This window comes from Streptomyces sp. NPDC041814 (genome assembly GCF_055590565.1).
In genome coordinates this window covers 411,995-423,773 of record NZ_JBVJAM010000006.1, presented here as the reverse complement: position 1 = coordinate 423,773, position 11,779 = coordinate 411,995, and the positions used below count along the sequence as shown (strand labels likewise).

The 11,779-nt window shown below is 72.3% G+C and carries 11 protein-coding genes; 4 read left to right on the top strand and 7 right to left on the bottom strand.

Translation table 11 applies throughout. The annotated features are described in order from the left end of the window. Positions 1–232 precede the first annotated feature (232 nt). Entirely contained in the window at positions 233–1,843 is a 1,611-nt protein-coding gene (locus ACZ6C6_RS18660; protein ID WP_469203997.1) for an N-acyl-D-amino-acid deacylase family protein, read from the top strand. Positions 1,844–1,876: 33 nt separating this feature from the next. Further along, the gene (locus ACZ6C6_RS18655; RefSeq protein WP_469203995.1) at positions 1,877–2,740 is read left to right on the top strand and encodes a DUF1206 domain-containing protein; all 864 of its coding nucleotides are present in this window, start codon (positions 1,877–1,879) and stop codon (positions 2,738–2,740) included. A 64-nt stretch (positions 2,741–2,804) separates the two neighbouring features. On the opposite strand, the gene ACZ6C6_RS18650 is transcribed toward ACZ6C6_RS18655, so the two are convergent. The 5 genes from ACZ6C6_RS18650 to ACZ6C6_RS18630 all read right to left on the bottom strand — a co-directional run bounded on the left by ACZ6C6_RS18650 (position 2,805) and on the right by ACZ6C6_RS18630 (position 6,979). Beyond that, a complete protein-coding gene (locus ACZ6C6_RS18650) occupies positions 2,805–3,704 on the bottom strand; it encodes a S1 family peptidase (protein ID WP_469203994.1) in 900 nt (299 codons plus the stop codon). Positions 3,705–3,830: 126 nt separating this feature from the next. Continuing rightward, on the bottom strand, positions 3,831–4,490 hold the full coding sequence (locus ACZ6C6_RS18645; protein ID WP_469203992.1) for a response regulator: 660 nt from the start codon (positions 4,488–4,490) through the stop codon (positions 3,831–3,833). Next, positions 4,487–5,638, bottom strand: coding sequence for a sensor histidine kinase (locus ACZ6C6_RS18640; protein WP_469204042.1), 1,152 nt, complete (start codon positions 5,636–5,638; stop codon positions 4,487–4,489). Before ACZ6C6_RS18640 ends, ACZ6C6_RS18645 begins: the two co-directional genes overlap by 4 nt. A 35-nt stretch (positions 5,639–5,673) precedes the next feature. Next, positions 5,674–6,513, bottom strand: a complete 840-nt coding sequence (locus ACZ6C6_RS18635) for a lysostaphin resistance A-like protein (RefSeq protein ID WP_469203990.1) — start codon at positions 6,511–6,513, stop codon at positions 5,674–5,676. A 130-nt stretch (positions 6,514–6,643) separates the two neighbouring features. After that, a complete protein-coding gene (locus ACZ6C6_RS18630; RefSeq protein WP_469203987.1) occupies positions 6,644–6,979 on the bottom strand; it encodes a hypothetical protein in 336 nt (111 codons plus the stop codon). Between the two features lie 369 nt (positions 6,980–7,348). On the opposite strand from ACZ6C6_RS18630, the gene ACZ6C6_RS18625 reads away from it, so the two are divergent. Further along, positions 7,349–8,560 carry a pyridoxal phosphate-dependent aminotransferase gene (locus ACZ6C6_RS18625; protein WP_469203985.1) on the top strand — a complete coding sequence of 404 codons (1,212 nt, stop codon included), beginning with the start codon at positions 7,349–7,351 and terminating at the stop codon, positions 8,558–8,560. Between the two features lie 91 nt (positions 8,561–8,651). Beyond that, complete coding sequence (locus ACZ6C6_RS18620) at positions 8,652–9,047, top strand: SCO4983 family protein (protein ID WP_469203983.1); 396 nt, start codon at positions 8,652–8,654, stop codon at positions 9,045–9,047. A 53-nt stretch (positions 9,048–9,100) separates the two neighbouring features. On the opposite strand, the gene ACZ6C6_RS18615 is transcribed toward ACZ6C6_RS18620, so the two are convergent. Both ACZ6C6_RS18615 and ACZ6C6_RS18610 read right to left on the bottom strand, forming a co-directional pair. After that, complete coding sequence (locus ACZ6C6_RS18615) at positions 9,101–9,613, bottom strand: hypothetical protein (protein ID WP_469203981.1); 513 nt, start codon at positions 9,611–9,613, stop codon at positions 9,101–9,103. Positions 9,614–9,785: 172 nt separating this feature from the next. Then, positions 9,786–11,612, bottom strand: coding sequence for a phosphoenolpyruvate carboxykinase (GTP) (locus ACZ6C6_RS18610; RefSeq protein ID WP_469203980.1), 1,827 nt, complete (start codon positions 11,610–11,612; stop codon positions 9,786–9,788). Between the last annotated feature and the right edge of the window lie 167 nt (positions 11,613–11,779).

Genomic DNA, 11,779 nt, shown 5'->3' with positions numbered 1-11,779 from the left:
TCACGGACTTCGTCCGCACGTTCTTCTGAGCACTTCAAGCCCCTCCGGCGATTGAGGAGCGGGGGTGGGGGGGGGGGGGGGGCCCCCCCCCCCCCCCCCCCCCCCCCCCCCCCCCCCCCCACCCGCCCCCCCCCCCGCCCCCGCGGGCCCCCCCCCCCCCCCCCCCCCCCCCCCCCCCCCCCCCCCCCCCCCCCCCCCCCCCCCCCCCCCCCCGGACCCCCGAAAGGCACCCATGGACCTCGTCATCCGCGACGCCCGCGTCGTCGACGGCACCGCCACCCCCTCCTACCGCGCCGACGTGGCCGTCACCGACGGCCGCGTCGCGGAGATCCACCGCGAGGACTCCCCCGGCCCCCGCCCCACCGGGCACCGCACCGTGGACGCCGACGGGCTCGCCCTCTCCCCCGGCTTCATCGACATGCACGCCCACAGCGACCTGGCGCTGCTCCGCGACCCGGACCACAGCGCGAAGGCCGCGCAGGGCGTCACGCTGGAGGTCCTGGGCCAGGACGGCCTGTCGTACGCCCCGGTGGACGAGCGCACGCTCGCCCAGGTCCGACGCTCCATCTCCGGGTGGAACGGCGACGGCGAGGACATCGACTTCGACTGGCGGACCGTCGGCGGCTACCTGGACCGCCTCGACCGCCAGGGCATCGCGGTCAACGCCGCCTACCTCATCCCCCAGGGCACGGTCCGGATGTACGCGGTGGGCTGGGACGACCGCCCCGCGACCGAAGCCGAGCTGGACCGGATGCGGCAGCTCGTGGACCAGGGCATGCGCGAGGGCGCGGTCGGCATGTCCTCGGGGCTCACCTACACCCCCGGCATGTACGCGGACGATGCCGAACTCACTGAGCTGTGCCGGGTGGTGGCCGCCCACGGCGGCTACTACTGCCCGCACCACCGCTCGTACGGGGCGGGTGCCCTGGAGGCGTACGAGGAGATGGTGCGGCTCACCCGCAGCGCGGGCTGTTCCCTGCATCTGGCCCACGCGACCATGAACTTCGGGGTCAACGAGGGCCGCGCCCCCGACCTGCTCGCCCTCCTGGACGACGCGCTGGACGCGGGCGCCGACATCTCCCTCGACACCTACCCGTACACCCCCGGCTGCACGACCCTCGTCGCGATGCTGCCCAGCTGGGCGAGCGAGGGCGGCCCGGAGGCGGTCCTGGCCCGGCTGGCCGACGCGGGGACGGCCGCCCGCATCCGCCACGACCTGGAGATCGTGGGGTCGGACGGCTGCCACGGGGTGCCGATCGAATGGGACACCATCGAGATCTCGGGCACCGGCACCCCCGGCCTCGCCGGATACGTCGGGCGTACGGTGGCCGAGTCGGCGGCGCTGCGGGGCGAGGAGCCCTGGGTGACCGCGCGGCGGCTGCTGGTGGAGGACCGGCTCGGGACGACGATCCTCCAGCACGTCGGCCACGAGGAGAACGTCCGGCAGATCATGCGCCACCGCGTGCACACGGGCGGCAGCGACGGCATCCTCCAGGGCGACAAGCCGCACCCCCGCGCGTACGGCACCTTCCCCCACTATCTGGGCCGGTACGCACGCGAGCTCGGCATCCTCTCCCTGGAGGAGTGCGTCGCCCACCTCACCGCCCGCCCGGCGGCCCGGCTGCGGCTCCCCGACCGCGGTCTCGTACGCGAGGGCTACCGCGCCGACCTGGTGCTCTTCGACCCGGCGACGGTCGCGGCGGGCTCGACGTTCGAGGCGCCGCGCACCCTGCCGACGGGCATCCCGCACGTGCTGATCGACGGCCGCTTCGTGATCGAGGACGGCAGGCGCACGCAGGTGCTGGCCGGGCGGTCGGTGCGTCCGGCGGGGGGCGCAGTGTAGTTTCTCCGCCCCCCGCCAGGGCAACCGGCTGTCATGAATATCTCTGCGACAGCCTCGAAGGGCCGGGGAAAGGCCCGGCGGGCGGGAAACAGCACAGCCGTGGAAGCGGCCGGCCGTGCGGGGTTCGTGGCACGCGGGGTCATCTACTTCCTCGTCGGGTTCCTCGCCCTGCGCATCGCGTTCAACGGCGGCGACGGCGACGGCAAGGGCGGCGGCGGGAAGCAGGCGGACCGGGGCGGGGCACTCGCGGAGATCGCGCAGAAGCCCTTCGGCCACGTGCTGCTGTGGGTCCTGGGCATCGCGCTCGCGGGCATGGCCCTGTGGCGGCTGTCCGAAGCGGCGTTCGGCGCGGCGGGCCCGGACGGGCACAAGGCGACGAAGCGGCTGACCTCCGGAGGGCGCGCGGTGTTCTACGGCTTCGTGGCGTACTCGGTGCTGATGTTCGCCGCCGGTGACAAGGGCAGCGGCAGCGGCAAGGGCGACGCCCGCTCGCAGGACGTCACGGCCCGGGCACTGGACCTGCCGGGCGGGCGCTGGCTGGTGGGCGCGGCCGGTGCGGGCATCGCCTGTGCGGGCCTGTGGATCGCGGGCCGCGCGGCACTGCGCAAGTTCCACAAGCACCTGCGCATGGACGACATGTCCCCGGCCATGCGGCGCGCCGTCGACGTCACCGGGGTCTTCGGCGGTGTCAGCCGGGGCCTGGTCTTCGCGGTCGCGGGCGGTTTCGCGGTGTCGGCGGCGGTGAAGGCACGGTCCGGTGAGGCCAAGGGCATGGACGACACCCTGCGGTCCTTCAGCTCCACCCCGGCCGGGCCGTGGCTGCTGGCCCTCATAGCCGTCGGCCTGATCGCCTTCGGCCTCTTCTCCCTCGCCAACGCGCGGTGGCGCAAGATCTGAACCGGGTGACGCGCGACGAAGGGGCGGGGCCGCGGCGGCCCCGCCCCTTCTCACGTACGACGGATCACGGCTTGGGCAGCGTGCACCCGGAGCGGTTCAGGTCGAAGACGTTGCCGGTGCCGATGCACGCGGCGATGCCGTAGGTCTCCTGGGCGTAGTTGATGCCCTGGCGGACCGTCACCTGCCCGTTCTCGTCGACCTCGCACGGGTTGTTGTCCGTGCAGCGCTGGCCGTCCTCGTTGCCGGTGTTGTTGACGGCGACCACCTTGCCGGTGGCGTTGTCGATCACCGGCGAACCGGAGGTGCCGCCGATGGTCTGGCAGGCGGAGGTGTAGCGGACCGAGTCCTTCCAGGTCCAGCTGCCCTCCTTGAGGCGGTAGACGAACCCGTCGATGTTGCAGCTGTACAGGCGCTTCCAGTAGCCGGACGCGACGGTGATCGCGGTGCCCGCGACGGGGTGCGTGGTGCTGAGCTCCAGCGCCTTGATGCCGTAGCGGCTCTCGATCTGCGCGTACGTGGAGGTGAGCTGGTACACCGAGATGTCGGTGTCCGTCATCGTCCCGTACGCGATCTTGCTCGCCCGGAGCGTGCCGACGCCGCTGCCCGAGGCGTTGAGCAGGGTGAAGCTGCGGCTGGACGAGCGGTTGAACACGACCGCGCCGGGAGCCGGGAAGCCGGTCTCCAGGCAGTGCCCGTTGGACAGCACGAGGGCGGGGTCGCCCGGCTGCGAGGAGGGCGTCCGGACGACCGAGCCGGAGCAGTTGCTGAGCGCCACGGTCCCGGCGAAGCCGACCGCCTCGGCCCGTATCTCCTTCTCGGACTTCACGGCGGTGTGACCGGACGGGGCCGAGGCCCCGGCCGAGCCGGCCGGTGCCGCGCCGTGGCTCGTGGCCGCGGTCGCGGGAGCGATGCCCGCTCCGAGGAGCAGCACCGCGAAGAGTGCACCGACGAGAGGCTTTTTCATGTGGGGGTCCCCTCTTGCGACTGAACAGAGCACAACTGGCCTCTGCGACCGAAGTTCCTTCGGTTTGACATGCGCATGCTGGCGTACGGAGAGGGGGCGCACAAGGGGCGGTTTCCGGCCGCGCGTTCAGGTCACCAGGCCCTGGCGGTACGCGTAGACGACCGCCTGGACGCGGTCGCGGAGCCCGAGCTTGGCGAGGATGCGCGAGACGAACGTCTTCACGGTCTCCTGGCTGATCACGAGCGCGGCCGCGATCTCGCTGTTGGAGAAGCCGTCCGCGATGAGGCGCAGGACCTCCAGTTCGCGCGGGGTCAGCGGGATGTCGGACGAGGAGTCCCCGGTGGGGCGGATCCGGGCGGCGTAGCGGCCGACCAGCCGGCGTGTCACCTCCGGGTCGATCAGCGCCTGGCCCGAGTGCACGGTCCGGATGCCGTGCAGCAGCCGGTCGGGCGGGGCGTCCTTCAGCAGGAACCCGCTCGCCCCGGCGCGCAGCGCCTCGTACACGTACTCGTCCAGGTTGAAGGTGGTCACCACGAGCACCTTGGCGGGCTGCTCCACGCCCGCCCCGGCCAGCAGCCGGGTCGCCTCGATGCCGTCGAGCTCGGGCATGCGGATGTCCATCACCACGACGTCCGGGCGCAGCCGCCCGGCCATCTCGACGGCGGTCCGCCCGTCCCCGCACTCGCCCGCCACCTCCAGGTCCGGCTGGGCGTCGATGATCGTGGCGAGGCCGGTGCGGACGAGCACCTGGTCGTCGCAGACGAGGACGCGGACCGGTGCGGTCACGAGGCGCTCCCCGAGGGTATGCGGGCCCGCACGGTGAAGCCGCCGTCCGGACCGGGCTCCGCGCGGAACTCGCCGCCGAGCACTCCGACCCGCTCGCGCAGCCCGGCGAGCCCCCGCCCGCTGCCCGCGGGCACCTTGGCGCGCCCGCCGGAGCCGTCCGTGCCGACCTCCACGGTGATCTCTCTTCCGCCGTGCCGCACGCGCACCGAAGTCCGGCCGCCCTGGGCGTGCTTGAGGGCGTTGGTCAGCGCCTCCTGGACCACACGGTAGGCCACGAGGTCGGCGCTCCCGGTGGCCTCGGCGGGGGTGCCCTCCTCGCTGAAGTCCACCTCCTGCCCCGCCTGCCGCGCCTGCTCGACCAGGCCGCGGATGCGGCCGGCGGCCGGTGTCCTGGCCCCGGCGCCGTGGCCCGGGTCGAGCAGGTCGAGCAGGTGGCGCAGGTCGTTGACGGCCCGCCGCCCGGTGTCGGTGACGCTGCTCAGGGCGCGGTCGAGCCGGTCGGGCGCGGCGGTCAGATAGCGCGCCGCCTCGGCCTGGACGATCATCGCCGTCACATGATGGGTCACCACGTCGTGCAACTCACTCGCGATCCGGGCCCGTTCGGCGGCGCGGCTCTCCTCGGCGACCCTCAGCCGGCGGTCGGCCTCGGCGGCCCGGGTGGCCCGCAGCCACGCCCCGACGCCCCAGACGAGGATGAGCACCAGATAGAACGTCAGGAACTCCTCCGCCGGTTCGGTGCCGTACCGGTGCAGGGCGAGCGCCAGCGGCACGTACGCGGCGGTGAACGCGACCGCGGCGACACGGCGGTGGCGGCCCAGGTGCGCCCCCGCGCTCATGACGGCGAGGGGAAGCGCGGTCCCGGCGACCGTGTGGTAGCCGCCGAGCTGGTCGACGGCGAAGCCCAGCGAGACCAGGACCAGGCAGATCACCGGCCACCGCCGCCGCAGGGCGAGCGACAGGCTCTCCAGTACGGCGGCCACCGCGCCCAGTGCGTCGAACGGACGCTCCGCCACGGCGCCGAGCGCCGTCCCGTGCCGGTGCAGGGCGGGAACGAGCGACATGGCCAGGAGCAGCAGACCGAACGGCAGGTCGCGGACCACGGGATCGAGCCGCTGCCACCGCTCCGACCACCGGACGGCGATGTCCAACCGCCGCCACCGGGCCGGTACTTCGCGAAGACTGATCACCGGGGCACTGTAGTGGCGGCCGGGGCCGGGGCGGCGCGCCGTCCGCCACGCGGCGCCAGATGGCCGCGCCGGCGGGCCAGCCACAGGAACGCGAGCGTCACGAGCACCCCGAAGACCACGGAGTACACACTCGCCTCCGGCCCGAAGTCGCCGCCGGTGACCAGTTCGGAGCCGGTGGCCGTCGAGTCCAGGAGACCCTGCGAGGCGCCGTTGCCCGAGACCTCCGAGCTGAAGATCCCCGCCGCGGCGAAGTTCCAGGCGAAGTGCAGGCCGATGGGCAGCCACAGGCTGCGGGTGGCGGCATACGCGGCGCCGAGCATGCCGCCCGCCTCGATCGCGATGGCGAGCGCGCCCCACAGGTTCGCGTCCGGGTTGGCCAGGTGCATCAGCCCGAACAGCAACCCGGTCGACGTGAGCGCGATCAAGGTCCCGGCGCGCTCCTCGACCAGCCGGAACAGCACCCCCCGGAACACCACTTCCTCGGTGACGGCGGCAGCGGCCATGAAGCCGACGAACCCGACCGCACCCGTGACCGACCCCAGGCCGTTCACCTCGTAGTCCCCGAGGAGGGCGATGTTCGCGATGACGGCCACGAACAGCACCAGCCCGATCAGCGCGCCGCGCCCCAGAGCCGGCCCGGCGCCCTCCCGGGCGAGCTCGGTGACCGGGCGGTGCTCGGTGCGCCCCACCACCCACCGGTAGACCAGGACGGCGAGCACCGACGTCACGAGGCCGAGCGCGAGCGTGAGCCACGGATTCCCGTCCACCGCGCTGACGCACTGACCGCCGACCGCCCAGACCGCCACGACGGCGAGAAGCTGCCAGACCACTCTCATGAGTCCCCCTTCGACGTGCCGCGGCGGCCTGCCGCGACTACCCCTGAACGCTATGAACGTCCGGCGCCGAAAGCGTCACCGCTGGGTGGACACCTGCGCGTAGCTCGCACGGGGGACAACGCGGTCCGGACTAGGGTTTCGCCGCCGCCACCGCCGTGGCTTCCCGCGACAGCTGTACGGCCTGTCGCAGGCTCAGTCCCGGCTCGGCCTCCCGCAGGGCCTTGACCGCCGCCACCGCGTCGAGGGGTCCGTCGTATCCGCCCGCCGTGATCCGCCGCGCGGCCCAGCGCCCGCGCAGTTCCGCGTCCGGGATCCCGGTCCGCGCCTCGGCCAGCGCGAGGGCCCGCCGCAGGCCGGGGCGGTCCGCGTCCGTCGCCCGGGCCAGCTCCTCGCGCAGCGCGGCGACCACGGCGTCCGCGTCCCGCACCACGATCACGGCCATGTCCTTCTTCCCGTTTCCGATCATGTACCGACCCTCCCCCGGAGCACCCGGGCGCACACGGCTGTTGAGCTGCTTCAGAGGTACGGGCGGACCAGGACGGACCGGGACCGCGTTCCCCGGGAGCCCTTCCGCCGGACCTGCCGGAGGGCGCGCGGCTTCCCGTGTGAGCCCCGGCGCACACCACTCCGTGGCGTATGTCACCCGTTCCGGTCCGTCACACAGCCGCGCCACCTCATTCCAAGCCCCGGGCCTCCCGTGACCGGCGTTCCCACGGTTCGCGGGAGGCGGGCGCATGGCGATGAAAGCCCGGGCGGAGCCGTGCCGCCGCCCGGGCGGGCCAACCGGCGGGCAAAGCCCGGGCGGCCCGTGAAACACAGTCGTAAGCTCGCTGACATGCAGGTCATCCAGTCCACAAAGCTCGCCAACGTCTGCTACGAGATCCGCGGCCCCGTGCTGGAGGAGGCGATGCGGCTGGAGGCGGCCGGGCATCGCATCCTCAAGCTGAACACCGGCAACCCCGCCGCGTTCGGCTTCGAGTGCCCGCCCGAGATCCTTGAGGACATCCTGCGCAACCTCTCCGGGGCGCACGGCTACGGCGACGCGAAGGGGCTGCTGTCCGCGCGCCGGGCGGTGATGCAGCACTACCAGACCAAGGGCATCGACCTGGACGTCGAGGACGTCTACCTCGGCAACGGCGTCTCCGAACTGATCCAGATGTCGATGCAGGCGCTGCTCGACGACGGCGACGAGGTGCTGGTCCCGGCCCCGGACTACCCGCTGTGGACGGCCTCGGTCTCGCTGGCGGGCGGCACGGCCGTGCACTACCGCTGCGACGAGCAGTCGGACTGGATGCCCGACCTCGCCGACATCGAGCGGAAGATCACCGACCGCACCAAGGCGATGGTGATCATCAACCCGAACAACCCCACGGGCGCGGTCTACGACGACGAGATGCTGCGCGGCCTCACGGAGATCGCCCGCCGGCACAACCTGGTCGTCTGCTCCGACGAGATCTACGACCGCATCCTCTACGACGGCGCCACGCACACCCCCACCGCGACGATCGCCCCGGACCTGATGGTCCTCACCTTCAACGGGCTGTCGAAGAACTACCGGGTCGCCGGATACCGCTCCGGCTGGATGGCCGTCTGCGGCCCCAAGGCGCACGCCACCTCGTACATCGAGGGGCTGACGATCCTGGCCAACATGCGGCTGTGCGCCAACATGCCCTCGCAGCACGCGGTCGCCACCGCGCTCGGCGGCCGGCAGTCGATCAACGACCTGGTGCTGCCCGGCGGCCGCATCCTGGAGCAGCGCGATGTGGCGTACGACCTGCTGACGCAGATCCCGGGCGTGACCTGCGTGAAGCCGAAGGGGGCGCTGTATCTCTTCCCCCGGCTCGACCCCAAGGTCTACAAGATCAAGGACGACCGGCAGATGGTCCTGGACCTGCTGCGGGCCGAGAAGATCATGGTGGTGCAGGGAACGGGGTTCAACTGGCCGGATCCCGACCACTTCCGCGTGGTGACGCTGCCCTCGGCCGAGGATCTGACGGACGCGATCGGCCGGATCGCCCACTTCCTGGACGGCTACAGCCAGGTGTAGCGGATCCCCGCTCAAGCTTTTCTCGAAGACGAACAACTTTAGACTGAATCCAAGCTAGGATGGTTCTCACAGCACCACCAGGAGGCCATCCATGTACGAACCGATCCGCACCAAATCGGTCCACACACCGGCCGACCACGCCGGCGACTTCCCGCACCGCACCCGCGAGGAGGAGCTGGACATCCAGCTCGCCGGACACCTGGCCGCCCTGCTCGCGGTCACCGACGAGCTGGGGCTCGGCGAGGCGGGCGACCGCATCGCCGAGCAGGTCGCCAGGCTGCGCGGCGCCCCGCCCGCCCGGCACGCCGGACTGAGCGACGCCCCCGCGACCGCCCTCCACCGCCGCGCCCACGCCCTCGCGGGCCGGGCCCTGGTGGTGGCGGCCTCACGCGCCGACACGGCGGCCGCGATCCTTTCGGCCGAGCGCATGGACGCCCACACCGAGGCGCTCGCGACCGACGCCCGGACTCCGGTCGGCGCCCACTGACGGCCCCGGTCCACGCACCGCAGAGGCGCGTGGACCGGGTGCCACCCAGACCCTCACGGGCCGCGCGAAGCCCCTGTCCGGGCCGTGCGCGTCGACGCGAAGGTCACGCCCCCGAGCGTGCACTCGGCGGCACCCCACACCGGAACCGGACCGGTGACCCGCCCGGACGCCGTGGCGCCCACCGCCAGGCCGGCCACGGTCACGCGGCCCTCCCCCGCGTCCACCCCGCGCCCCTTGCCGCTCCGCAGATCCCGGAACCCGACGTGCACGACGTAGGTCCCGGGCCGCGCCGCCTCACTCGTGACCCGTACGCCCGCCACCGGACGGCCCGTCACCTCGTCCCGGCCGCAGGACGTGACGGTGACGTCCTCGCCCGGGAACCGCATGTTCTCGTGGGCCCTGCCGGACGCCCAGATGTACGCGCCCAGGGTGCCGAGCAGGCCCGCCACCGCCAGGCCGGTCAGCGCCCCCACGGTGATCAGGGCCACCGTCCAGCCGTCCGTCCGGCTCCCTCGGAGAAGCGGCGGGCCGTCCTGCGCCGTGTTCGGGTACGGCGGATACTGCATGCCGGCCACCCCTCCGCCTCCGCGCACCGGCGGCGCGACCGGGCCGACTGTACGGCCGCGCACATCACCCCCGTGACTCCGTAAGGCCACAACCCGACCACGACCGGGGCGGGTTGAACGGCCGACGGCCCCCGAAGCCGTTTCGGGGGCCATCGCCTTACGTACGCGGGGCTCAGCCCAGGCGCTCGACCAGCGCGCGGTACTCGTCCCACAGCTCCTTCGGCGTGTGGTCGCCGAAGGTGTTGAGGTGCTCGGGGACCAGCGCCGCCTCCTCGCGCCAGACCTCCTTGTCGACCTTCAGCAGGAAGTCGAGGTCGGACTCGGAGAGGTCCAGGCCCTCGGTGTCGATCGAGCCCTTCGCGGGAAGGATGCCGATCGGCGTCTCGACGCCCTCCGCCTTCCCCTCCAGGCGCTCGACGATCCACTTCAGGACGCGGCTGTTCTCGCCGAACCCGGGCCAGACGAACTTGCCCGCGTCGTTCTTGCGGAACCAGTTCACGTAGTAGATCTTCGGCAGCTTCGACTGGTCCGGCTTGTCCGCGCCGACCTTGAGCCAGTGGCCCATGTAGTCGCCCATGTTGTAGCCGCAGAACGGCAGCATGGCGAACGGGTCGCGGCGCAGCTCGCCGACCTTGCCCTCGGCAGCCGCGGTCTTCTCGGAGGCGACGTTGGCGCCGAGGAAGACACCGTGCTGCCAGTTGAAGGACTCGGTGACCAGCGGGACGGCCGAGGCGCGGCGTCCGCCGAAGAGGATGGCCGAGACCGGCACACCCTTCGGGTCCTCCCACTCGGGCGCGATGATCGGGCACTGCCCGGCCGGGACGGTGAAGCGCGCGTTGGGGTGGGCGGCGGGCGTCCCGGACTCGGGGGTCCAGTCGTTGCCCTTCCAGTCCGTGAGGTGCGCGGGCGGCTCCTCGGTCATGCCCTCCCACCAGACGTCCCCGTCGTCGGTGAGCGCGACGTTGGTGAAGACGGAGTTGCCCCACATCGTCTTCATGGCGTTGGCGTTGGTGTGCTCGCCGGTGCCGGGCGCGACGCCGAAGAAGCCCGCCTCGGGGTTGATCGCGTACAGCTGGCCGTCCTCGCCGAACCGCATCCACGCGATGTCGTCGCCGATGGTCTCGACGGTCCAGCCGGAGATCGTGGGCTCCAGCATGGCGAGGTTGGTCTTGCCGCAGGCGCTCGGGAACGCGGCGGCGACGTACTTCGGCTCGCCCTGCGGCGGCGTGAGCTTCAGGATCAGCATGTGCTCCGCGAGCCAGCCCTCGTCACGGGCCATCACGGAGGCGATGCGCAGCGCGTAGCACTTCTTGCCGAGCAGCGCGTTGCCGCCGTAGCCGGAGCCGTAGGACCAGATCTCGCGGTCCTCGGGGAAGTGCGAGATGTACTTGGTCTCGTTGCAGGGCCAGGGGACGTCCTCCTGGCCCTCCGCCAGCGGGGCGCCCAGCGTGTGGACGGCCTTGACGAAGAAGCCGTCGGAGCCGAGCTCGTCGAGCACGGGCTGCCCCATGCGCGTCATGGTGCGCATCGAGACGGCGACGTACGCGGAGTCGGTGATCTCCACGCCGATCGCGGACAGCGGCGACCCGAGCGGGCCCATGCAGAACGGGACGACGTACATCGTGCGCCCGCGCATCGAGCCGCGGAAGACGCCCCGCTCACCCGTGAAGATCTCCCGCATCTCGGCGGGGTCCTTCCAGTGGTTCGTCGGACCGGCGTCCTCCTCCTTCGCGGAGCAGATGAACGTACGGGTCTCGACGCGGGCGACGTCGCTGGGGTCGGAGGCCGCGTAGTAGGAGTTCGGGCGCTTGATCTCGTCCAGCTTGGTGAAGGTGCCCTTGGCGACGAGCTCCCCGCACAGGCGCTCGTACTCGGCCTCGGAACCGTCGCACCAGACCACCCGGTCCGGCTGGGTGAGTGCTGCGATCTCGTCCACCCAGGAGACCAGCTCCTGGTGGTTGGTGGGAACAGTGAGGGGAGCCGCGATGTCGCGCGCCACGATCGCTCCTTGATGAGGGTGTATTCGGTTGGTGCCTGTGCCCCGTGGGGGCTGCGACCCGGATGCGTGTACCCCTTCGAATTCCCCATGGCGCTCATCCGGTGCCGACCGCACTCATTTGATCATCCGACCCTCGCGCCCATATGTCCAGAGGGCCGCCCATGTGA